Origin of the sequence: Anaerocolumna cellulosilytica (assembly GCF_014218335.1) — a bacterium.
In the GTDB taxonomy this organism is placed as follows: domain Bacteria; phylum Bacillota; class Clostridia; order Lachnospirales; family Lachnospiraceae; genus Anaerocolumna; species Anaerocolumna cellulosilytica.
Map to the genome: position 1 here is coordinate 5,098,849 of NZ_AP023367.1, position 23,796 is coordinate 5,122,644.

General features: G+C 36.5%; 28 protein-coding genes and 2 pseudogenes. 2 read left to right on the forward strand and 28 right to left on the reverse strand.

Annotated features, from left to right (window positions below):
* Position 1 precedes the first annotated feature (1 nt).
* The 15 genes and pseudogenes from secE to acsn021_RS21315 form a co-directional block, all read right to left on the reverse strand.
* Positions 2–211, reverse strand: coding sequence for a preprotein translocase subunit SecE (gene secE, locus acsn021_RS21245; RefSeq protein WP_184091998.1), 210 nt, complete (start codon positions 209–211; stop codon positions 2–4).
* An 86-nt stretch (positions 212–297) separates the two neighbouring features.
* The gene (gene rpmG / locus acsn021_RS21250; protein ID WP_161836870.1) at positions 298–447 is read right to left on the reverse strand and encodes a 50S ribosomal protein L33; all 150 of its coding nucleotides are present in this window, start codon (positions 445–447) and stop codon (positions 298–300) included.
* Between the two features lie 480 nt (positions 448–927).
* A complete protein-coding gene (locus tag acsn021_RS21255) occupies positions 928–1,788 on the reverse strand; it encodes a carbohydrate ABC transporter permease (RefSeq protein WP_184092000.1) in 861 nt (286 codons plus the stop codon).
* Positions 1,789–1,800: 12 nt separating this feature from the next.
* Positions 1,801–2,709: a carbohydrate ABC transporter permease gene (locus tag acsn021_RS21260; RefSeq protein ID WP_184092002.1), complete on the reverse strand. Its 909-nt coding sequence runs from the start codon at positions 2,707–2,709 to the stop codon at positions 1,801–1,803.
* A gap of 184 nt (positions 2,710–2,893) precedes the next feature.
* The gene (locus tag acsn021_RS21265; RefSeq protein ID WP_184092004.1) at positions 2,894–4,324 is read right to left on the reverse strand and encodes a carbohydrate ABC transporter substrate-binding protein; all 1,431 of its coding nucleotides are present in this window, start codon (positions 4,322–4,324) and stop codon (positions 2,894–2,896) included.
* Positions 4,325–4,408: 84 nt separating this feature from the next.
* Positions 4,409–5,425, reverse strand: a complete 1,017-nt coding sequence (locus acsn021_RS21270) for a LacI family DNA-binding transcriptional regulator (protein ID WP_184092006.1) — start codon at positions 5,423–5,425, stop codon at positions 4,409–4,411.
* A gap of 373 nt (positions 5,426–5,798) precedes the next feature.
* Positions 5,799–6,311 (reverse strand): Gx transporter family protein, encoded by a 513-nt coding sequence (locus acsn021_RS21275; RefSeq protein WP_184092008.1) that lies wholly within the window; start codon positions 6,309–6,311, stop codon positions 5,799–5,801.
* Positions 6,312–6,426: 115 nt separating this feature from the next.
* Positions 6,427–7,314 (reverse strand): RnfABCDGE type electron transport complex subunit B, encoded by an 888-nt coding sequence (locus acsn021_RS21280; protein ID WP_184092010.1) that lies wholly within the window; start codon positions 7,312–7,314, stop codon positions 6,427–6,429.
* 14 nt (positions 7,315–7,328) lie between these two features.
* The gene (gene rsxA / locus acsn021_RS21285) at positions 7,329–7,904 is read right to left on the reverse strand and encodes an electron transport complex subunit RsxA (protein ID WP_184092012.1); all 576 of its coding nucleotides are present in this window, start codon (positions 7,902–7,904) and stop codon (positions 7,329–7,331) included.
* A 14-nt stretch (positions 7,905–7,918) separates the two neighbouring features.
* Positions 7,919–8,647, reverse strand: a complete 729-nt coding sequence (gene rsxE, locus acsn021_RS21290) for an electron transport complex subunit RsxE (protein WP_184092014.1) — start codon at positions 8,645–8,647, stop codon at positions 7,919–7,921.
* A 12-nt stretch (positions 8,648–8,659) separates the two neighbouring features.
* Complete coding sequence (locus tag acsn021_RS21295) at positions 8,660–9,301, reverse strand: FMN-binding protein (protein WP_184092016.1); 642 nt, start codon at positions 9,299–9,301, stop codon at positions 8,660–8,662.
* Positions 9,294–10,289 carry an RnfABCDGE type electron transport complex subunit D gene (locus tag acsn021_RS21300; protein WP_184092018.1) on the reverse strand — a complete coding sequence of 332 codons (996 nt, stop codon included), beginning with the start codon at positions 10,287–10,289 and terminating at the stop codon, positions 9,294–9,296. The genes acsn021_RS21295 and acsn021_RS21300 overlap by 8 nt, the downstream gene beginning before the upstream one ends.
* 19 nt (positions 10,290–10,308) lie before the next feature.
* Positions 10,309–11,628: an electron transport complex subunit RsxC gene (gene rsxC, locus acsn021_RS21305; RefSeq protein WP_184092247.1), complete on the reverse strand. Its 1,320-nt coding sequence runs from the start codon at positions 11,626–11,628 to the stop codon at positions 10,309–10,311.
* Positions 11,629–12,164: 536 nt separating this feature from the next.
* Positions 12,165–12,332 (reverse strand): annotated as a pseudogene (locus tag acsn021_RS21310) (sporulation transcriptional regulator SpoIIID); the annotation flags it as partial.
* A gap of 24 nt (positions 12,333–12,356) precedes the next feature.
* A complete protein-coding gene (locus tag acsn021_RS21315) occupies positions 12,357–13,556 on the reverse strand; it encodes an HD-GYP domain-containing protein (protein ID WP_184092020.1) in 1,200 nt (399 codons plus the stop codon).
* A gap of 240 nt (positions 13,557–13,796) precedes the next feature.
* Between acsn021_RS21315 and acsn021_RS21320 the strand changes: the two genes are divergently transcribed.
* Positions 13,797–14,030: a helix-turn-helix domain-containing protein gene (locus acsn021_RS21320; protein ID WP_184092022.1), complete on the forward strand. Its 234-nt coding sequence runs from the start codon at positions 13,797–13,799 to the stop codon at positions 14,028–14,030.
* 104 nt (positions 14,031–14,134) lie between these two features.
* Here acsn021_RS21320 and acsn021_RS21325 read toward each other — a convergent pair whose 3' ends face one another.
* The 6 genes from acsn021_RS21325 to acsn021_RS21350 all read right to left on the reverse strand — a co-directional run bounded on the left by acsn021_RS21325 (position 14,135) and on the right by acsn021_RS21350 (position 19,593).
* Entirely contained in the window at positions 14,135–15,619 is a 1,485-nt protein-coding gene (locus acsn021_RS21325; protein ID WP_184092024.1) for a recombinase family protein, read from the reverse strand.
* Positions 15,620–15,656: 37 nt separating this feature from the next.
* Entirely contained in the window at positions 15,657–15,857 is a 201-nt protein-coding gene (locus acsn021_RS21330) for a hypothetical protein (protein WP_184092026.1), read from the reverse strand.
* Between the two features lie 188 nt (positions 15,858–16,045).
* On the reverse strand, positions 16,046–16,681 hold the full coding sequence (locus acsn021_RS21335) for an ABC-2 transporter permease (protein ID WP_184092028.1): 636 nt from the start codon (positions 16,679–16,681) through the stop codon (positions 16,046–16,048).
* Between the two features lie 33 nt (positions 16,682–16,714).
* Positions 16,715–17,611, reverse strand: a complete 897-nt coding sequence (locus acsn021_RS21340; RefSeq protein WP_330601746.1) for an ABC transporter ATP-binding protein — start codon at positions 17,609–17,611, stop codon at positions 16,715–16,717.
* 7 nt (positions 17,612–17,618) lie between these two features.
* Entirely contained in the window at positions 17,619–17,993 is a 375-nt protein-coding gene (locus tag acsn021_RS21345) for a GntR family transcriptional regulator (RefSeq protein ID WP_184092030.1), read from the reverse strand.
* A gap of 178 nt (positions 17,994–18,171) precedes the next feature.
* Positions 18,172–19,593 carry an NCS2 family permease gene (locus acsn021_RS21350; RefSeq protein ID WP_184092032.1) on the reverse strand — a complete coding sequence of 474 codons (1,422 nt, stop codon included), beginning with the start codon at positions 19,591–19,593 and terminating at the stop codon, positions 18,172–18,174.
* A gap of 517 nt (positions 19,594–20,110) precedes the next feature.
* Between acsn021_RS21350 and acsn021_RS21355 the strand changes: the two genes are divergently transcribed.
* A complete protein-coding gene (locus tag acsn021_RS21355; protein ID WP_184092034.1) occupies positions 20,111–21,046 on the forward strand; it encodes a magnesium transporter CorA family protein in 936 nt (311 codons plus the stop codon).
* A 26-nt stretch (positions 21,047–21,072) separates the two neighbouring features.
* On the opposite strand, the gene acsn021_RS21360 is transcribed toward acsn021_RS21355, so the two are convergent.
* From acsn021_RS21360 to acsn021_RS21390, 7 genes and pseudogenes are all read right to left on the reverse strand, one after another.
* Positions 21,073–21,312: a hypothetical protein gene (locus tag acsn021_RS21360; protein ID WP_184092036.1), complete on the reverse strand. Its 240-nt coding sequence runs from the start codon at positions 21,310–21,312 to the stop codon at positions 21,073–21,075.
* A gap of 4 nt (positions 21,313–21,316) precedes the next feature.
* On the reverse strand, positions 21,317–21,793 hold the full coding sequence (locus tag acsn021_RS21365; protein WP_184092037.1) for a DUF3990 domain-containing protein: 477 nt from the start codon (positions 21,791–21,793) through the stop codon (positions 21,317–21,319).
* Positions 21,786–22,007 (reverse strand): DUF3791 domain-containing protein, encoded by a 222-nt coding sequence (locus acsn021_RS21370; RefSeq protein WP_184092039.1) that lies wholly within the window; start codon positions 22,005–22,007, stop codon positions 21,786–21,788. The genes acsn021_RS21365 and acsn021_RS21370 overlap by 8 nt, the downstream gene beginning before the upstream one ends.
* A gap of 127 nt (positions 22,008–22,134) precedes the next feature.
* Positions 22,135–22,260 (reverse strand): annotated as a pseudogene (locus acsn021_RS21375) (sporulation transcriptional regulator SpoIIID); the annotation flags it as partial.
* A gap of 164 nt (positions 22,261–22,424) precedes the next feature.
* A complete protein-coding gene (locus acsn021_RS21380; protein WP_184092041.1) occupies positions 22,425–22,910 on the reverse strand; it encodes a ferritin family protein in 486 nt (161 codons plus the stop codon).
* A 78-nt stretch (positions 22,911–22,988) separates the two neighbouring features.
* Entirely contained in the window at positions 22,989–23,249 is a 261-nt protein-coding gene (spoIIID, locus tag acsn021_RS21385) for a sporulation transcriptional regulator SpoIIID (protein ID WP_184092043.1), read from the reverse strand.
* 63 nt (positions 23,250–23,312) lie between these two features.
* On the reverse strand, positions 23,313–23,780 hold the full coding sequence (locus acsn021_RS21390) for an acyl-CoA thioesterase (protein WP_184092045.1): 468 nt from the start codon (positions 23,778–23,780) through the stop codon (positions 23,313–23,315).
* Between the last annotated feature and the right edge of the window lie 16 nt (positions 23,781–23,796).

A 23,796-nucleotide genomic window follows, 5' to 3' on the forward strand; every position in this document is an offset into this window, starting at 1 on the left:
CCTATTTAATAAGAACTTCTATACCGTATTTAATACCTAAATCTAATATAGAAATAATTACCCCTAAAAAGATAGATATAACAATGACAGCCACTGACTGCTTCGCAAGTGATTCTTTATCAGGCCAAACTATTTTGGAAAACTCAGTTTTAAGACCTTTAAACCAACTTTTCTTTGGAGCTTTTTCTGTTGTATTAGCAGTTTCTCCCATGTTTTCACTTTCCTTTCTTAACAATGCAGTAATAAGTACAGTTTAATATTGTTTTATTTTCTGCTTGTATAGAAGATTAGACATAATTATTTTGTTTCTTTGTGTAATGTGTGTGATTTGCAGAATTTACAATATTTTTTTGTTTCCATTCTGTCTGGATGTGTTTTCTTTTCTTTTGTCATGTTATAGTTACGTTGTTTACATTCTGTACATGCCAATGTGATCTTTACGCGCACAACTTCCACCTCCGCTTAAATTTTAAATTGAGCGAACCAAATAGTAAGCCATTTATTTACAATCGCAATTGTTTTAACCGCTAATTCTTCGGTTCCCTAGTTTTTAGGCATAAAAAAAAGACCTCTTCCATCGCTAGTCTAATATAACATACTCTTATTCATACGTCAACACATTTTTTGTATGCTGAACTATTCTAACACTTCTTTCCACGAAATACAAGTAAAATTTATTTTACAAGTAATCTCTATATTTAAGCAAAAGAAATTTATGTATAATCTCTAATGTATTACAGATTACTCTTTATGGCCTTACTTTAACAATAGAACTGCTCTTACAACTACTACTCAAACACACTCACTTTAGTTTTGTAAAAGCAGTTCATAGGATTTCTCATTTTATTCAAAGCACTTGTTAAGCATTGCCACCTTATTTTATCTATTTATATTTTCCTCCTATTATAAGGGAGCTTAAGCACTTTCTTACCCTTTAACACTACCTAGAGCTACTCCCTGGACTATACTCTTTGACAAAAAGAGATATACAATAATAACCGGGAATATGGACAGTGCAATAAGCATATATACTTGCCCTAAGTCAAATTTTAAGAAGTCAGCACTTCTTAGCTGGGCTATTAATATAGGTAAGGTCTTCATATCTTTTTTATCAAGTATCAAACTTGGTATAAAGTAGTTATTCCAGGAGGCTGTAAAGGAAAATATAGCCTGTACTGCGATTGCCGGTTTCATAATGGGTAATATTATTGTGTTGAACGCCCTAAATTCCGGCGATCCGTCAATTCTTGCCGCTTCAATAATCTCCATTGGAAGACTGCTCTCCATATATTGCTTCAAATAAAAGAATACAATCGGAGCTGCGATAGCCGGGACTATTAAAGGCACATAAGTATTTATTAACTTCCATTCTCTCATTAAGCTGACAAAACCAAGAGCTGATACCTGAGTTGGCACCATCATAATCACAAGAATAAATGTAAATATAGCTTTTTTTCCTTTAAAGTCATAAGCATGAATGGCATATGCTGTTAAGGAGGAAAAATAGGTTGTCAAAACCGCACTGCTTGCCGCTATGATAAAACTGTTTAACAAGCCTCTAAAGACAGGTAAATTAGGATTATCCATAAGGTTATTAAAATTGCGTGCAAATCCTTTGCCAGGTAAAGGCGAAAAGCCTTTTTGTATATCCACATGATTTCTGGTAGAATTAATCAGCAATATGTAAAAGGAGAATAAGCAAACAACGGTTAATAGGATTAAAAATATATAACCAAATATACGCCTGATACGTAAGCTTGAAAGTTCTCTTTTTTCTTTTTCTGTCATGTCAGCTCCTCCTTAATTTTCTTTTTTAGATATTTTGAAATAAACCAGCAAGCTTAAGATTGCTGTAAAGAAGAACAAGATAACAGACAATGCACCTGCCATACCGTAGTTCTTGCTAAATAAATGCTTATTCAAATACATAATTAGAGTCATTGTTGAATTATTTGGCGAACCGTTACCGTTTGTCAGAATCTGCGGTACGTCAAACATCTGCACACCACCTATTAAAGAGGTTATAACAACATACACAAAAATCGGTTTTAATAATGGCATGGTTATAAGTCGGAATATCTGGAGCGATTTTGCCCCATCCACTTCAGCAGCTTCAAATAATGCTGTATCAATCCCCATCATACCAGCCATTAATAAAATAGTGGTATTACCAAACCACATTAAGAAGTTCATCAATGCTATTAACCCTCTTGTGCCATTCACATTTGATAAAAATCGGAAGGGCTCAGATAAAATTCCTACATCAACTAAAATATCATTAATCGGACCAATATCAGAAAACAAGTTAAAAAATAGCATAGAGAATGCAGATGCCATTATAAGATTCGGCATATATATAATTGTTTTAAAAAAGGTTGCACCCTTTAATTTTAGCCTAACATCTGTAAACCACGCCGCTAATAATAAGGATACAATAATCTGAGGAACAAAGCCAAGCGCCCACATGATTAAGGTGTTTTTCGTGTAAATTAACATATCACCTTCCGAAAATATTCTTTTAAAATTCTCTATCCCTACAAAAGTAGGTCCTATATGTGATAAGCCTGACATGTAATTTTCAAAAAAGCTGTTGTAAAAAGTTGATATCAATGGAATCAAAGAAAATACCGTATATACAAGGAAGAAAGGAATTAGAAATATGTATCCCCATTTGGTGTATTTGACACAACTTGTTTTTTTCTTTAACATAAACCCTCCTGCCTGCTTTGTCAGGCTAATTATAGGTCTTATAATCTTTTTCATAAATGCAGGATGAAGAATCGCCTTCATACATGAAGCTGAACCACTTCATCCCTTGAAGATTTTGCCTCCATCCTGCATTCCGTTATCATGGTATCATTTTAAGTAACTAATGTTCCTTAATTTTTATATTCTAGTAAGACAATTCCGGATATTTAATAATCGCATTTTTATAGAAGTTTTGTAAAGCTTCATCTTTTGTTACAATGCCATCAAAGTAATCTTTAAAGTATGTCTGGAAATCTTCATTTAATCCCTGATCATAAGGGGAGATATTGCTCATATCAATCTTTGGAGCTGCTGCTGCAAATAACTTAATATGGTTTTGTCCGCCTAAGAATGCGGATTGGAAATCACTATTAGCAATCTCTTCCATAGCAGCTTTGTTATTGGTATAATCCTGTTCTACTTCAGTGATTTTTTTCATAGTAGCTGCATCACAGGTTAATGTATACATAATATCTCTTATAAGACTCTTATTATCTGTACCAGTTGCACCGCAAATCCATGTTCCACCCCAATAGAACGGAGATGGACCTTCACAAACTGCCCAATCGCCATAGATACCATTACCAACCTCTGCAGCAGCATTTGAATCCGCTAAAGAATACCCCATTAAAGTAAAGTTAATTCCCCAGGTTGAATAAAAGAAGCCAAAAGTTTTTCCATCGGGTCCCTGGTCTGATGACCAAGCGTCACCCCAAAGAGATGTTTTATTGTTGTAACCTTTATCCGTAAATTCTTTTGTTTGGTCTACCCATTTCATCATGTTGTCATCTACAACAATCTTACCGTCCTGTACCCAAGGACCGGACATATTATTAGAGAAAGTTCTATAAGAATCATCATAACCGGATAACATAGTATAGCCTTTTGCTTTCATCTCTTCAGCTATTTTATTAAAATCATCCCAGTTACTTAATCTTTTCTGTACTTCTACAGGATCATCCGTTCCAAATACATCTTTTGCAATGGAACGTCTATACGCAAAAAGTCCGGGAGTTGCCTGCCAGGTAGTTCCTTTTACAACACCGTTGGGATCCGTTACAATATCTTTTGTATACTCATACTGATCCTTCATATCATCAGCACTCAGACCAAGGTCTGCAACACTCATGGTATAGTCTGTATTCACATATTTAAGTGCATAATCCGCTTCAATTAAGAAAAGGTCAAGTTTTTCATCCGTTGCCGCATTTTCTTGTGCCAATAACGCTTCATCCAGTTTATTTTGATAAGCATTATCATCAGAAGGCGTAATAATCCAGTTAACAGTAACATCACCAATTTTACCGGTTCCGTCTCCATTATCTACATATCCTGGATAATAAGCTTTTACACGTCTTTGAAATTCGTCATTCCAGCAGTAAATATTAAAAACTTTTCCTTCTTCCGCAGCCGCAGGTTCTGTTGCTTCTGCACCTTGGGTTGCCCCTTGTGTAGCTTCGGCAGTAGGGGTTGCATCCCCTCCAGTGGTAGGGGTATCATTACCTTTGCATGCTGCCATGGAAAATGCCATTACCAGCACTAGCATGATTGCCAGTATTTTTCTGAATTTCTTCATCCTTAAATCTCCTCCTTGGATTCACTCCCATTAATTTGTTTTTGTTAGATCAGATCTTTTATTCTGCCTTTCCCTTGACAAAACCTAGATAGTATTAAGGTTTCTAACAGATCCTCCCTTAACAAGCTGTACCTTTAGGTATATATTATCTAATGAGGTTGTCATTGGACTCTCTATTAGATTTATAAGCTGCTTAGCAGCTTCAGCTCCAATTTTATCAGTATCCTGTTTAATTGTGGTAAGCTTAGGTTCCAATGCCTGAGATACCGATATACCATCATATCCTGCTACAGATATATCATCAGGAATTTTAAGCCCCATCCTCCTTGCTGTATTCATAACACCAAGTGCTGCATAATCATCAGGAGCAATAATGCAGGTAGGAGGCTCTGGTAGTTCCAACAGCCTGACCGCTAGTTCCTCTGCTGATTCCGCACTACGGTATATTCCTTCTTTAAAATATTCCTCCGGTATTGTTATCCCATTTTCTTTCATAATATTATTAAAACTAACTAACCTGTTATGGGTAACAGATGACTTTGTTCCATGTATGTACGCTATCTTCCTATGCCCTTGATCTATAATGTGCTGTGTAAGTTGTCTCATCCCTTCTACATTATCTGATAAAACAGATATAGCTTCGTTAAAAGCATGATCTATAGTGACAACCGGATAATCACTATTCACAAGTTCAAGCACTTCAGGATCTCCAAACTCGGCACAGGCAATAAATACACCATCAAAATTACGATACCGGCAGTGCTCTAAGTATGTCATCTTTCTATTACCTATGTTATGCTCAATAAAGGTTATGTCATAGCCTCTCTTAGCCGCACGTTCTTTAAAAGATGCCAATATATGTGCAAAATATTCATTCCGCAATCCATGATTGGATAGAGTTGAAAATAACACACCGATATTATAGGTTTTTTTCATCTTCAGCGCTCTGGCGTTCGCATCCGGAAAATATCCAATTTCACTAGCTGCTCTTATAATTAACTCTCTTGTTGCCTCACTGATGTCCTGATATCCGTTCAATGCTTTACTTACAGTTGAAACAGATACTCCACATCTCAATGAAAGATCTTTTATTGTTGCCACTTATTTTCACCACCGTCTTTCCTATCGAAAACAGACTATAACGTTTTCGTATTTTCATTATATAGCATATTGAACAAATTATCAAGTATTATTTTTTATTTTTTATCTCTTTTTCTCCTTATTTTCTATGAGGCATATAAATTCTATATTCGATATGTTCGTATATTACCTATTTTATAAATTTTATTAAGTTCCTTAACTAAAACCCAAACTATTTTCATAATATATTTTCGGTGTTTTCGCAATTACCGATATATTTCCACAAATTTCTACAATACAGAGCATTAACAATAATGCTGTATATTGTTTACACCCAAAAAAGGCCCTGTTCCAATCCAGGAACAAGACCTAAGAATCTTTATCAACCAACCGGTTAATATATATTAAAAATTTTCTTTTGCACCTTTAACAAGCCAATCCCCAGAACTCCGATAACTACTCCCGTAACGATTCCGGCTATCATAAGTATCGGAAAGTAATAAGCAATACTGCTTGTTTCAAGAATTATAGCCGCTACAATAATCTGACCTAAATTATGAGAGATGCCTCCCACAATACTTACACCTACAATGCTGAATAATTTGGACCTTTTTAACAAACTCATAGTAATCCAACTCAGGATGCCACCAGACAGACTATAGATAATACTAAATAAATTACCAAATGTAAATCCTACCAATATAATTCGCAGACAGGATATAGCAAGAGCCTCTTTGGCCCCCATAGCATACAGTGCCATTAATACCACAATATTTGCAAGTCCAAGCTTAACTCCGGGAGCTATGGATACCGGAAAAGGAATTATCGCTTCAATATAGCTAAATATAAAAGCCAATGCTACAAACATACCATAAAAAGCTACCTTTACCGCTGTTGTATTTTTCATGCATTACATCCTTTCCCTTACATCTTTGACTTTATTTTATAATATATAAGGCTGTTGCCGGTACTTAAGGCAACAGCCATTTTTTCAGCTTACTATAACTTTTACCATTTTAGACTTATACTGCTTTTGTCTGTTCCTTTATAGCATTACCGGCAAGTTCAGATAAAATAACTTTGGTAGGACATTTTTCTGCACATTTACCGCAATTGGTACATTTGCTATAGTCGATTTTAGCCAGATTATCAGTCACCTTAACAGCATCGAATTCACAAGCTTTAACACACATCATACATCCGATGCAACCAATACTGCAACCTGCTTTCACATCTTTACCTTTATCATTGGAACTGCAACGAACAAAATGTCCGGTGTTATATGGGACAAGTTCAATTAGATTGTTTGGACATTCTGCAATACACATACTACAGGATGTACATTTTTCTTTGTCAACATAAGCAATTCCATTTATAACATGAATCGCATCAAACTGGCAGACTTTCACACAAGAGCCATACCCGAGACAACCATAGCCGCATTGTTTAGGTCCTTTTCCCGGTGCTACCGCTGCCTTTTTACAGTCCTGAATTCCGTAGTAGTTATATTTCACTTTGGTCTTATCACAACTACCTGCACATTTAACAAAAGCAACCTTTTTTTCAGTCTTACCCGCACTAGTTCCCATTACTCCAGCAATTTGATCATGTACTGCGCTGTTAGCAACCGGACAGGCATTGGCAGGTGCCTGACCCGCTGCTATTGCCTGAGCCAGACTGTCACAACCAGCATAACCACATGCACCGCAGTTATTGCCAGGCAAAAACTCACGTACCTGAACTTCTTTTTCATCTACTTCAACTTCGAATTTCTTACCAGCTACCCCTAAGAATATACCGATTACCGCACCAACAGCACCAATTAGTGCCGCTGCGATGCCAACTTCCTGAAAACTCACTGACAGAACAGGTACATTCCCCAAATTTCCAACTATCTCAAGTAAATTCATCTGCTATCCTCCCTTTAAAGTAAGCCGGAGAATCCAAAGAATGCAATGGCCATCAAGCCAGAAGTAATCAAAACAATGGGCATTCCTTTAAAGGACTCTGGGACATCATTATGTTCAATACGTTCACGAATACCCGCCATGATAACAATGGCTACTAGATAACCCGCAGCTGTTCCAATACCATTTACCACACTGGTTATAAAATTGTATTCTTTCTGTACATTTATTAAGGCTACACCCAGAACTGCGCAGTTGGTTGTTATTAAGGCAAGATATACACCTAGGGCATTGTATAAACCCGGACTATATTTCTTAATTACCATTTCAACAAATTGTACTAATGCTGCAATTACCAAGATAAATACAATGGTTTTGAGATAATCAAGTTCTAACGGCGCCAGTATTAAATCATAAATTAAACTAGCTATAGCAGATGCAATCGTAATAACAAATATTACTGCAAATCCCATTCCTGTGGCAGTTTTAATCTTCTTAGATACTCCTACAAAGGAACACAAACCAAGGAACTGACTCAATACGACATTACTAACCAGCGCTGACCCAATAAATACCAGTAATAATTCTTTCATTAGATTCTTCCTCCTTAATTCTTGGTAGCAACAGAATCATCAAGTTTCTCTCTGTTAGAAACACATTCGCTGCCGCTGCAACCTGAACATCCGCCTCCGCATGCCAGGTTCGAAGAGGAATCTCCTCCGTTGGTTGCTGATTTTAATTTTAACTTATTCTGCACTGCTGTTAACATGGCAAGTACGAAAAAGGCACCAGGTGCAAGAATAAAAATTGTTATCGGTTCATATGCTTTAGGCATTACCTGTGCTCCGAATATTGTACCATTACCTAAAACCTCACGAAACATACCAATTAACATTAAACCGATGGTAAATCCAAATCCCATTCCCAAACCATCCATAATGGAAGGGCCAACAGAATTTTTGGACGCATATGCCTCTGCTCTTCCGAGGATAATACAATTAACAACGATTAAGGGTATATATATACCAAGGGATTCATAAAGAGCAGGTGTAAAACCTTCCATAAGAAACTGTACAATCGTTACAAATGAAGCAACAATTACTATGAAGGCAGGCATTCTGACTGTATCCGGAATTACCTTTCTCAACAGGGAAATTAGGAGGTTAGACATTACCAGTACCGCTGTTGATGATAAACCCATTCCCAATCCATTGCTGGCTGAACTGGTCACTGCAAGAGTCGGGCACAGACCAAGCATGAGAACAAAGGTAGGATTTTCTTTAATCAAACCATTCAATAAGGGTTCTATATATTTGTTCGTTTTTTTAGCACTCATTCTATTTACCCCCTAGTTTCCGGCCGATGCACTTAACGCAAAGCATATACCTGCATTCACTGCATCTACTACCGCCGAAGTTGTTATAGTTGCTCCGCTTAAAGCATCAATCTGGTTATCAGCTGCTGCCCCGCTTTTTGTATATTCAAATTTTTCTACCACTTTATCCGCGAACTGGTTTTTAAATCCTGATTCTGATGCCAAAGCTCCAAGACCAGCAGTTTCATTGTTCACCAGGACTTCCACCCCTTTGGTCTCTCCCTCCAAGGAATATCCTAAAGATATTGTTATGGCACCTTTATATCCATTTTGCGTGGTTATGGACATAACATATCCAATGGTATTTCCAGAGCTATCTAATGCTAAATAAGCATCATCAATCGCAATCCCTGTATAGCCATTCTCAGTTAGTACTGTGGTCGCTGCCTCTGATGCAAGAGCAGCCAAGTTTTCATCTGACCCAAATTCAGCCGCTTCTGCATAAACCACTTTATAAGCTTCCGTTTTCTTCTCCAATAAACGTTGTTCAATAATAGGCGCTGTTAATTCATGAACAAACCCTAAGGAAAACCCTGCAATTACAGTTATAATCACAAGTACCATGGCATCTTTTAGTATTGTACTTTTCTTTTGTTGATTTTCTGTCTTACCCATTTGCCTTGGTCTCCTTTCCAAATGCTTTCGGATATGTCAATTTTTCAATTAACGGCACAAGCATGTTACAAATAATAATCGCATAGGATACTCCTTCTGCGGAGGCACCAAAAATACGGAAAATCGCAGTTAATAAACCAAGAAGGACACCAAACACCACTTGTCCCTTTCGTGTTATCGGACTCGTTGCATAATCCGTTGCCATAAAGAAAGCACCTAACAAAAGTCCGCCTCCGCATACATGCGCCAGCAAGAAATTTGTGTCCAAACCTTTTCCTCCAAACAACACAACAAATACTGCAAATGAAGCTAGGTATGCTACAGGAATTCTAAAAGATATTACCTTCTTAATCAGGAGATATACCGCTCCCACTAATATAGCAATAACACTTGTTTCACCAATAGTACCGCCTGTATTTCCCAAAAACATATCAAGCAGACTAACAGTTTCCCCTGCCTTTAAAGCTGCCAAAGGAGTCGCGCCAGACACTCCATCCAGTGCTATGGCACCGCTTTTTACATAATCAAAGCTACTTGCTGATGCACCAACTGCCGATACTGTAAAATCTGTCATTCTGCCTGCAAAGCTGATTAATAAAAAGCAGCGGGCTGCAAGTGCCGGATTCATAAAATTCTGACCAACACCTCCAAACAGCATTTTAACTACAAGAATTGCAAATATACTACCTAGTGCCGGAATCCACAAAGGAATAGAAACAGGCATATTAAGTGCCAATAACAAACCAGTTACCACCGCACTAAAATCACCCGTTGTTATAGGCTTTTTCATAGCCATTTCATATACACATTCTGTGAGCAAGCAGGTTGCAATACACGTTAAGATTACAAGTAATGCTCTAAGTCCAAAATTATAAATGCCAAATAAGCTGGCCGGAACTAAGGCAATTGCTACATCCTGCATAATAGTTGTCGTGGTTGCAAAGCTCCTGGTATGGGGCGAAGCAGATACGTTTAATAATTTATTCACAATCAGTACCTCTCTCTTTCTACTTTTTTCTGCTTTCAAGAATACTGCGCTTCATCTGTCTAAAAGATTGTGTAAGACTTAACTTTGCAGGACACACATAGGTGCAGCAGCCACATTCACAACATTCCATTCCGTCTAATTTTATAAAGCCTTCAGCATCATTATTTTGCGAGCAGATATACATCTTTTGAGGAATAATCTGTGCCGGACATGCATAACCACATCTTCCGCAACGTATGCAACTGGAGGGTTCCATGTCTGCAACATAATCTTTCGTAAAGCAGAGCAGTGCTGAGGTTGTTTTTGATACCGGAATATCTAAAGAAAAAAGTGCTTGTCCCATCATAGGACCACCGGATATCATCTTTTCCGGTTCCTCTGTAAGGCCACCAGCTGCTTCTAATACCTCACGGAAATTAGTACCGGTTTTAACATTAAAGTTACCTGGTTCTTTCACCGCATCCCCTGCAACTGTTACAATTCGCCTCATTAAAGGAGTAGATTCAGCAACCGCCATATAAATTGCAATCGCTGTGTCTACATTGTTAACAACACAGCCTACCTGGTACGGAAGTATTGTAGAGTTTAGCTTTCTTCCTGTAACAGCATAAACCAATTGTCTTTCCCCGCCTTGCGGATACTTAGTCTTTAACGCTTTAATTTCTATCTTATCTTCACCATTTACAAGCTCGGTTAACTTCTTTATAGCTTCCGGTTTGTTATCCTCTATGCCGATTATACCTTTTGCATTGGGAAACAGCTTGAGAATTATTTTTAAACCATTCATAATTTTTTCAGGTTCTTCTAACATCATTCTGTAATCGGAAGTTAAATAAGGTTCACATTCTGCTGCATTAATTATTACTGTATCAATCTTACTATCATCACCAGGCGTCAATTTAACCTGCGTTGGAAACGCTGCACCTCCGAGTCCTACTATACCGGACTCTTTAATGATACTCCTGATCTGCTCCTTTGATAGCTTAGCATAATCCCTTTTCTCACCCAAACCTTCGATAGGTTTGTACAAATTATCATTCTCTATTATAACAGATTCTACCATCAAACCAGATGAAGTCAATCTGGGTTCCACTGCTTTTACCGTACCAGAGACAGCACTTATAACATTAGCTGAGATGGCTCCATCAGCCTCTCCAATTTTTTGCCCCATCAAAACATAATCGCCTTTAGCAACTATAGACTTGGCAGGAGCACCGATATGCTGTGACATCGGATAAACCAGTTCACCTTTTGGCATTAGGACTTTGGTCTGCTTATCCTGGGTTAATTCCTTACCTTCATAGGTATGGATGCCACCCTTAAATGTTGCTGTTCCCATGTTCTTAATCCCTCTTTCTTTTAATAATATTGCATAAAATTGCATTTGTTACTTCCATTTAGAACTTGCCAAATTGCACAACACTTTTATTTTAACATAAAAAAGTGTATATTTCACTATTTTTTTTACATTTTGACCTAATATGTCGATATTGATAATATTTTTACGGCTTTAAAACTATTATTAATCAGTTTCAAATAGTAAAACCGTGTAATTTGGACTATTTTTCATTTTACCATTGTGTTTTATGTACAAATCAAACAAAAATACAACCATCTTTTTGACATAATCACCCATTTTATTATGGGGCTTTGTGAGATTTTTGACTATCTACTCTATAACATGACCATTTATCTCCCCACTCTATTACAATTATATGTTTTGCTTATATATGTGTCAATAAAAAATAACCATTATTTTTAGTAACAAAATAAGCTGCTGCAATTTTATAATCAAATTAACAGTAGTTCCAAGAACCTTAGTTCATAAGATTTATAATCATGCAACAGCTTAAACCATTTAATTCTTATCTGCCTTTAAAAGGCCTGACTGTATTTTGATTTATGAAGATATTTTTCCTTGGTTGCCAGACCTCCCCTTATATGCCTTTCAGATTTATTCAGGTCCAATACAACTCTGGCTCTGTTGGCAAGTGATGGATTAATCTGTGCGAGACGTTCCGTTACATCTTTATGTACAGACGTAACAAAAGTGAACGTAAATAGATATCAACGAATAAAATGTATATCTGCAAAGTTACTTTCTTCTAGTTCTCTCCAAAGATTTTCGGTACAAACTTTAACACAAGCTTCTACTACCTCTGCATCATAATAAACACCTGCATATTTTTTTATTTCTTCCATAGCATATGTAATGGAAAATGCAGGCTTATAAGGGCGATGTGCAGTGATTGCTTCAACTACATCCGCAACAGATATAATTTTAGCTTCTAATAATATCTCTTTATCTGTTAATCCATAAGGATAACCGCTGCCATTGATTTTTTCATGATGTTGTAGTACAATATCAGCAACCGGCCAAGGAAAATCTATCTTGCTTAATATGTCATATGCACATTCTACATGGCCTTTTATCAGTTCAAATTCAGTCTTTGTTAATTTATCGGGTTTCGTTAAAATTGCTGAAGGGACTCCCACCTTTCCTATATCATGAAGCATGGCCGATATATAAAGCCCTTCCAGTCGATTCTTATCCATTTTTAATTTAGAAGCAATTTTACATGCCAGCAGAGCAACCTTCTTTTGATGCTTTGCCGTATAACTATCTTTTTTTTCAACCATGTAACTTAAAGCAGCTACTGCATCCATTATGCTTTTTTTATGAGAAGGTTCGATTGTGTCAGGTCCTCTTCTTTGTCCTGAGACATTTACCTGTGTCAGCTCCCATATTTTAAACCGAAGCTGCTCATTTACTGCATTTAGTTGTTCATAGGATACCTTCAATTCTTCGTAATCAATCTGACATTGGTTATCTGATGTAACACTCTTATAGCTCTTTGCAATATAATCTCCAAAAGTAATAGCAAAACTTTCAAAAAATTGTACCAGTAAATCCCATAAAATCGAGCTATTAATTATATCCGCATTATGGTATAAAAAAATATTAGCTGTGACATAATCTCTATAGTAAACAGGTATTCGGTACATTTTCAAACCATTCAGACAACTTATTTCTCTTTTACAATGCAGACAGCCCGAATTATTTTTCCAATATTCATTAAGACACATACGATGAAATTCTTCATGGCTGCAAGAGATATCAGAACAAACAGAGTTCCAGCCGGCGCATACGATGAGCTCACCGCTGTTATCTACAATAGCAATAGGCACTTTGATAATTTTATAAAAGTCATTAAGTGTTTTTTCTAATACGTTAATATTAAGAAGTTCCTTAATCTTAATTAGCATTCTTGTACCCCCCTACAGAATTGCATAACAAATGGAAAAGCCCTAAATATCCCACCAAATACCTAGAGCAATTTTGTATAGTAATTTGCTTTTCGAGCAAATTATAACATTAAACTTCCTCTATAATCAAGTTATATCAGCAAAACTTGAAAATTTTATGAAGAATTTAGCAGAAATAAGTATTTTAATGACGTATTATGTAATATTTAACCAAATTTGAAAAGTGGAGTGATTATACATATGAAGAATATGAAAAATCTTATCGGCGATAGAGTGCGTGAAGCACGGCACAAGAGAAATCCAAAGATTACCCAGGTAGACTTACTGGCGCGGTTGGCAATCCGCGGAATATATATGGAAAGTACTTCCATATCAAAAATTGAATCTTTTAAAAGGCCAGTTACAGACATTGAATTGGTTGCTATTGCTGATGCCTTAAATGTCAGCATTCTTTGGCTCCTGAAAAAAGAGTAGTTAAATTGTAGATATTTTTTATTTTTGCTGATAGGCTATATCGAGGAGTGGGGATTCCGCATAATATATCGATTGTTTATGCGGGCCCCCTTTGTTACATCTTTCTAACTGTACACCTCAAGGTAGATGTCTACATTACCTTCTCCATCCACTTCAATCCTGTTTAGAAGTTTACTTAATACGTCATTTGACCGAATCCTGCCTGATAAGGCAATTTCTATTAATTGATTCAATTTGCCTTTATCCGGCATGTTATCTTTGCTTTGTTTTTCTTGCATGAGCATTTTTAGTTCCATAAGGCACTGTTCTTTTTTGGCGTCGATAACGATTGTTCTTTCTTTTAATTCTGCAAGGGTAATTATGTCATTTGTATACAGGGTTATGTATTTTTCTTTCTGCTTTTCTACCTCTATAAGTACTTTTTGATACTCTTGTTCCCTTACGGTAATGGAGTCACCATTCATTATCAACTTTTTGTATTCTCTTACCATCTGCTGCATCTGATAAGAATTATCATTAAGCGATTCCAGAAAGTAATCCCGTATACGATTTACTAAATATTCTTCTTCAATGGATGCTGCATTCTTACAGAATTCTTTTCCTTTTCCGTTGTGTCCCATACAAACCCAGGTTATCCTGGTATTCCTATAGGTTCTTACAAGTCTTCGATAAGAGGAGCCACATTCCTTACATCTCATAAGCTGGCTAAAAGTATGCTTCCCTGTGACATTTTTCCCAATTTTCAGTGATTTCTTTCGTTCCTTAAGCAAACTCTCCGCTTTACAAAAAACTCTCTCATCAACAATTTTTAAATCTGCGTTTTCTTTTATTAACCAATTATCTCTATCTACCGCTTTTCTTTTTCCTGTTAAGAAATCTTCTATTTCCTCTTTTCCATTTATGATACGACCGATATAAATCTCATTTGCTAATATCCGGCTTACTGCAACCTGGCTCCACAGACATCCCCTTTTGGTCACTAACCCTTCTTTATTTAATAAAGCAGCAATTCTGGAAGCCCCAAGCATTTTTTCTGTGTACATATGAAAGATTCTACGTATCACTTTCGCTTCTTCTTGGTTAATGGCTAACTGAAAGTACTCTCCGGGCGTTTTATCATATCCATATATTAGATTCGGAACTCTTCCCTGTACAGCATTCTGACGTTTACCAAACCTGACACGTTTTGAAGTATTCGCACTTTCTTCCTGCGCAATTGCACTTAACATAGTTAACATAAACTCAGAGCTGTCTGAGGAGGTCTGATCGTAATTCACAAAAATCACTTTAATATTAAGTAGTTTTAAACTTCGAATACTCGTCAAAAAATCTACTGTATTCCTTGCCAGACGGGATACGTCTTTTATAAGTACTACTTCAAATAAGGACTGTCCCGCATCTTTAAGTAGTTTTATTAGCTGGGTTCTGTTCCGCATCTTCGTTCCGCTTTTTCCTTCGTCTGCATACATACCAACCAAATCCAAAGAATTTCTATCCGCATACTCTCTAAAAAACCTCTGTTGACTATCCAGGCTGTCCAATTGCTCCTCTTTACTAGTGGATACCCTGCAATATGCTACGGCTTTCATCCCATCACCTTTTCCAAATATGGTATATTTTTAGCCTTTAGGGCTTTTCACCTGATTCTTTCTCTTGCTTATTTATTATTAAACTGTTTTCAAGCATATCTTTCAGTACGATTCTGCCGATAACTTTGGCCGTCACCTCCTTTGAATTTGGATTATGAAATGTAATCTTTCCCCTTTTTTTACCTGCAACCGGCTTTTGTTTGTCTAGAAGTTGTTGCTCCTGTTTTAATTTTTCCATCTATTCTGCCAACACTCTTTTTTTCATCCTATGACGAGCTTTGAGCAGTTATGCTTAATAACCTAACTTTCCTTTATAAATAATAAACCATCACTGTCAAGCTTCACAAAGAAAGCCCCATGACCTTATCATACAATGATACACTGCAATGTATGATAAGAATCAGGGGGCTTATTTAATACTTTCTTCTAATACTCCTTTTTACTTACAATAGATAGGGATATATTATACGATAAGAAAAAAATAACAAGAACAACAACCGGAGCAGCAAAAGCTGCAATTGTCAATTGACTTTCCGTCGGTAATGGAATGTTATACTTTTCTACTGCTTTAGCAATTAATAATATTACTATTGTGGGTATTACTGCTACAGCTGCCATAATAAGACGAGCCTTCTCTATTCCCAGTTTAAATATCAAAGGAAGTATTACACTTGAGAAAACCAACATAACAAAAAATAAAGACACATTAATGGCAAGTAATTCAATAGTAATTGGCAACTTAAGAAAAACTGATAAAATAAAGGCTATTACCATTGTAAATAATGAGCCGGCTACTCCGGAAAGTAATAGCAGGAGATACTTAGAAAGCACTAAATCCTTTCTAAGTATGGGCATTGTCAGGGCGTATTTATCCCAATGGGCATTCTCATCGTATGCCATAGCATTTATTGACATCATTAATGCCAGCAAAATTCCCATTCCCATAAAATAATTGGGACTTTTTAAGTTTACTGCTAACAGGATAAATATAAAACAAGAAAAACCAAATTGTTTCATATATTTTTTTAAATTAAATAAATCCTTAATTATCAAACCAATCATATAAATCTCCTTCCAACATAATTCAAGGCTGCTTTATTCACCTCTTACCTTAAACAATATAATCTCCTCAATAGTAGTATTATCTACAGTCAGGTCTTTTCGTTCCCTCAATAACTCCTTTTTATTATTAACCATTACATCACAACCAAATTGATTCGTACGTACTCCCACAATATGTTTTTTATTCAGAGAAGACAGCTCTTCCTTTTTGCAATGAACCACCCCATATTGATATATAAGTTCATCTTTACTTTCACTAAATACAATTTGCCCTTGGTGAATGAATGTAATATAGTCCGCAACCTTTTCCAAATCACTGGTTATATGAGAGGACAATAATATAGTGTTGTTCTCATCCTGTATAAATTCAAGGAAGATATCCAGTATTTCGTCTCTAATGACTGGATCTAATCCACTAGTCGCTTCATCCAAAATCAAAAGTCTGGCTTTATGAGATAAGGCAACGGCAATTGACAACTTCATCTTCATACCGCTGGAATATTCTTTCACGACTTTATCTGTTGGCAGACGAAACTTTTTTACATACATATCAAATTCCGCAGGCTGCCAATTTTTGTAAACGTGTTTCATTATCTTAGATATCTGATTTACATTCAGATTCTCATGAAAATAACTTTCATCAAAAACTACACCAATCTGTTCTTTTATGTTGCAGTCTTCCTGTATCCTGTTCGTTCCAAGTATTGTTACATTACCTTTATCCATCCGAATCAAGTTTAAAATCGCTTTTAAAGTAGTGGTTTTACCGGCACCATTCTCCCCTACAAATCCCATAATACTCCCCTTTGGTACTTTAAAGCTAACATCTTTTAGACTAAAATTAGCGTACTGCTTCGTTACTCCATCCAACTCAATTGCATAGTCCATTCTTTTTACAGCATCCTTTCCTTTTATGTTTTCTTCACTCACACCTTAACTATTCTTCTCTATATATAACTTCCAGCATATCCTTTAGCTCTTGCATGGTTATACCGCTGGTTTTTGCACTGTCCACTGCCTTTTGCAAATGTTCCTCTGTAATTCGGTATTGCTGTTCCTTAACTAAATCTGTATTGGTCTCTGATATAAAGCTTCCCTTCCCGACTACAGTGGTTATAAAACCATCCCGCTCTAGATCCTCATAAGCTCTTTTTGTAGTTATGACGCTTATTCTTAGCTCCTTGGCCAACAGTCTCATGGACGGAAGTGCATCTCCGGGTGTTAGTTCCCCGCTTAAAATGTAATTCTTAATCTGCATGGTAATCTGTTCATAAATAGGCTTACCACTAGAATTACTTATAATAATATCCACCACTTCACCTCGATTAATGTTATTATTGTATATACCCTATATATACAATATACTCTCTAGATACATTTTTGTCAATCTGTTTTTTTGTAATTCGTTCCTCTCGTAACTGTGTGTATAAAAAAAACCCGAAACCGTTATTAATTGCCGGTTTCGGGTCGTCATATAATTAATTATACTATTAAATTGTAGACAAAATAATAAAATTTAATACAAATAGAGCAACGGTTACCCAAAGTATTGGATGTATTTCTTTTGCCTTACCTTTACACACTTTAACAATACAGTAAAAGATAAAGCCGGCAGCAATACCGTAGGATATGCTGTAGCACAGTGCCATGAAAATAGCCGCAAAGAAGGCAGGAATTGCTTCATCTAAATCAGTCCATTCCACTTCTTTAAAAGAAGAGAGCATCATAATCCCCACCGCAATTAAAGCAGGTGCTGTTGCCTGTGCTGGAACAATACTTACAATTGGTGCAAGGAACATACTTAGTAAGAAAAGAATTGCTGTTACAACTGCCGTAAGCCCGGTTCTTCCGCCTGCTCCGATACCCGCAGCACTTTCAACATAAGTTGTAGTGTTGGAAGTTCCAAAAAGAGCTCCGATAGACGTTGCAACGGAATCAGCAAATAAAGCCCTGTCCATTTTTGATTTAAAGCCCGTTCCATCTTGAAGAGCTTTTTCATCTTCCTCATCAAAGATACCTGTTCTTTTACCAGTACCGATAAAAGTTCCCAAAGTATCAAAGGTATCAGATAAACTAAAAGCAAAAATAGTCATTAATATTTGTGGAATCTTAGAGGGGTCATTGGTAAACAATGAGATTAAGCCATCTTTACCAAGTGCAGCTCCAAAAGTTTCTCCAAGTTGTACAAAAGACTCTGAAAGACTTGTAGTGGTTCCTAAATTAGATAAGTCAACTACACCCATAGGAATGGCAATTACAGTAGTCAAAGCTATACTAATTATAATTGCACCCTTTACCTTTAATACAAGCAGTATAATAAGTACTACAATTCCGATTAAAGCAAGGATAACACTAGATGTGTTAAACTTAACAAGACCGGGTACGATAGCACTATTAGCTACTACTGTTCCGCTGTCCAGTGAAACATAGGTGCCCGGATCTGCTGTAAATTCAAGTAAACCTGCATTTTTAATACCGATATATGCGATAAAGATACCAATACCACCGCCGATTGCACTTTGTACACTTGCCGGTATGGCTTTAATAATTAATTTACGAATCTTTGTAACTGTAATTAGAACATTAATCAAACCGCATAGGAAAACCATACCTAACGCCTGCTTCCAAGTATAACCAAGACCAAAACATACAGTATAAGTAAAGAAAGCATTTAATCCCATACCAGGAGCCTGTGCGTAAGGCACATTTGCAAACAATCCCATAACTAAAGTTCCAGCAACAGATGCGAAAATGGTTGCCAAGAATACCGCTCCGTGAGGGATTCCTGTCTGGCTTAGCATCTGAGGATTAACAAAGATAATGTACGCCATCGCAAAAAATGTGGTGATACCTGCTACGATTTCTGTAGACACTGTGGTACCGTGTTTTTGAAGTTTGAAAAATTTTTCCATAACTTTCTCCTTTTCATGTGTTTTTCCTTAAGAGAGACCCTTAATAATTTTACTCTTACTTAAAGAAGACTCTTAATTTCATTGCACAGAGTTGCAATTGCATAGGGCATTCTGCCCTTCCCCCAAATAATTTCGTCAGCATACCAAATAAAGCTTGAGGTTTCATGCACAAGACTGAAACATAACAATTATATATGATTCCTGCAAAATTTCAATCAACAAAATCAATTTTAGTCATTAGATTTTATCATAGGTTTTATATGATTTACTTATATATAGCAGGTTAGTCTTTATTTTTCCTAATATTCGGTAAAACTATTAGCTGAATATTTTAATTTTACTAAAGCTATGATATACTTTTGCTATATTTAATATTGAAGTATATATCTTTTAACTTTGTGTAAATAACTGGTATATATAACAGTTTGGATTTTTAACAACAAATGCCCCCTTCCCTGTTCTAAAAAGAGTTTCATAATTGCGATAAAACAAATCACTTTTTAAAGGAGAAAACAGTATGTTTTTTCAAATCCTGGAAGACTTAAGTCCTATTTCCCTTGATGAATATAATACCAATATACTGACACTCGGAATAATTACAATCGAAGAGCTGGAGAATTGTTATACGACTTTTGGATTTTCCGAATTGACAGTATCTGAATGCAAAAATAACACCAGACAGATACACGGTGCAATTGAAATTTATGAAGATTATCATTTTAGTATTCTTACCGGAATGGAACGAAAACACATTATACGGCTAATGGACCGTATTGCTATCTTCATTAAGGAAAATCTGTTCTTAATTGTAACCATTGAAGATACTAATAACAGTATACAAAATGATTTGTTCGAATCCTTAAAGCATCAAAACCTCTCGAAAACCTCTTTGGAACGCTTAATCTATAGTTTCTTAGAGCGATTCATCTATGATAATTACAAAATTTTAGAAAAAATTGAGATTGAAATCAGCAGTCACGAAGATAAAATCAACGATAACCGCCTATCAAGAGATTTCAATCACGAAATTACACGAATTCAAAAAAAACTTCTATTGCTTGATAATTATTATGAGCAACTAGCTGTTCTTGGAGAGGAACTTGAGGAAAATGCTATTGATATCTTTAAAGAAGAAAACCTACGATACTTTAAATTATTTACAGAAAGAGTTACCAGATTGAGTACTCATACCAGAATGCTAAAAGACTACCTTGTCCATGTAAAGGATTCTTACCATGCACAGCTGGATTATAATTTAAATAATATTATGAAAATGTTCACTGTAGTTACCACAATCTTCCTACCACTCACCTTAATAGTCGGCTGGTATGGCATGAATTTTTCATATATGCCGGAACTTAGCTGGAAGTATGGCTATCTTTTTGTAATAATCCTAAGTATTTTAGTTGCTATTATCTGTATTCTATACTTTAAGAAAAAGAAGTTTTTATAATAATTGGCAGAGCTTTAACCTGCCGATTATTCTCTTTCTTCTTCCTTTTTCCGAAAATATTCGTCCGCGATAAACTCAGCGCTTTCAGTCCATAACAGGGAGTTTGTCTTTTGCAGAGATTCATAAACCTTAGATTTATAGAATTCATACAGACACTTATCAAAGTCCTCCTCCGTTCTTTCTGCTATTAACCGTACTACATGTTCTACAAGCATGATTATATCAAGCGTTATGTCTTCTCCTTTATATAAGTAGCGGTTTAACATACATTTATATCCTCCCTAAGTACATAAGGCTTTTAAGCGCCTTAGGGGTATGTAAGGACACCTGGTCATGAGCCTGATACGGCCTAAGCCTTTCCAATGCCATATCTTCATTATAGATTCCTGCTACGTATAAGGCAACTGTCCGCATGGTGTTATCGTCTGCTACCGGGCCTATGACTACATCATAGCAATGCCTTGTACCACCAAGCAGACGGTTATCCTTTATCATTAAAAGCCACTCTTTGGTAAGACCGCAGAAAATCTTTACGCTAAGCTCTGGCATAAGGGATAATTTAAACTTCATAACGATTTTTCCGTCTCCACCATACCTCACATACATATTCTCTGCCCAGTTTGATGCCTGTTCCTCAACTGTAGTTGTATAAAATCCCTTGCCGAAATCTCTCTTATCCCTGGAATGAAAAAGATCTACCTGGTCAAACCTCACATTTGTACCATGATACAGCATCAACTCATCCATCCTTACTTTTTCTCCTTAAGACATCCTCCACAAAATATATACTTTCTTCCAGACTTTGTGTATGGAGAGCATGATACTGAGAGCGTAATAAGGTGAGAATACCATTTTGCCAAAAAAGTTCAAAGACCTCTTTGGGATTCATTTTGTGATGGTATGCATATCCTTCAATGGCTTCCACAATGATTAAATTCTTATCCCGTTCACTCTGACTCAAGGAATTCCCTCCTTTAAGCTGATTCTATACTATGGGCGATGATATTCTCTACATTCTATGCATCACCAGATACACTTAGTATAGCTTTTAACGGTAAAGATTATTCCATTCAAATAACGTTCACTCTTGTAACGTCTGTATGTACGGTTGATTTAGAAATGCCAAACTGCTTGGCGGTCTGTCTGACGGTTGCATTGTTATCAATTATGTAATTGGCTATTTCTACTGCCCTTTCTTCTATATAGCCTTTCAAAAGGAAATCCCCCTATTGTACTTGTTTGTATATTGTATGCAGCTTAATTGGAAATTATATCCCTTTGCAACTACAAACTGCCCTCAAACCTGACGGGTAGATGCATAAAAGAAGCTGCTGCAAATGCTTCCCTACCGGATAATGCTTGCAACAGCTTTAAATGATTAATAATCTTCCCTTACTCCGAATTCCGCAGATTCAACCCACTCCTCCGGTCTTGTAGTTAATTTAACCAATTCCTCTAGTACGATACAATGGATATCTTCCTGATGTATTAAATAACTATAGGTAGTTTTTGTTTGTTCATCCCCTGCCTTTTCCTTGAGCCCTTTATAAAAATCCAGGCTTTTATGCTCCATTTCTAAAGCAAAGCGGTATGATTCCAATTGACTGGGAACGTCTTTTATATCACTTTTAACATCACCTAAGCCTTGAAATAATTCTCTCGCTCTTGTAAGCAACTCTTCATCCTTTAATTCTGCTGTAAGTAAATCAGCCTTCCCCATAAGTATGCCGGCGTGCTTTTCTTCCTCCTCAGCCAATAGAGTAAATACCACCTTAAGGTTATTGTCTTTGTGCTTTTTTGCCTGTTCTCTGTAATATTTCTCCAAATCAAGTTCCAAGGATAGAGCTAGTTCTAATGTATCCATAGTTTTCACTCCTTTTCTTTTGAGTTATATACAATAAACTTATCTGGTTTTTAGCTTTCTGTCAAGGTTTTCCTTGCATTAAGCCATTTCAAGTTCTCTTTTGTATTTTTTACGGGTCGCCAGTCCGCCGCGTATATGTCTTTCCGACTTATTAAACATTAGTATATCATTTACCTCGTGATAAAGCTGTTTGTTAACCACCGGTAACCTGTCCTGCAAATCTTTATGGACAGTAGACTTACTGATACCATATTTCATTGCAGTTTCCCTGACCGTGGCTTTTTTCTCTATTGTATAAGTAGCAAGCTCAATGATTCTCTCTTCTATGTATTGCTGCATCACAGGGCCCCCAAGCATGTTTTTTCTAATATATGCTTGTTTGTCCCATGATATTACAGAATACTAATAACCTTCCACCCTTCGTATTCTGCGCAGTTCGTTTCGTTTAATACCGCCTTCCCATTCCGCTATCTGAGCCTCCGTTTCCAAGATAAGACGTGGCACTCTTGCCGGCTTTTCCTCTTCATCTAAGGCAACCATAACCAAATATGCCCTGTTAATAGGCCTTCTCTTTCCGGATAAATCTTCTGCATAAGTATCCACTCTAACTTCCATTGAGGAATTTCCTACATACGTTAATCTTCCAACAAGCAATAAAGTATCATTCACATAGGCACCCGCCTTAAATTGCAGATTATCAACGGCTGCGGTTATTACATTACGTTCTGAATGCCTTCTGGCCGTAACACCTGCTACAACATCAATCCACTCCATTAACATTCCCCCAAACAAACGGCCGGTTCCGTTAATATGCTGGGGCATTAAAAGTTGTACCAGTTCTGTTCTGGAATCTTCAACACGCTTCTCCATATCGGCTTCTCTCCCA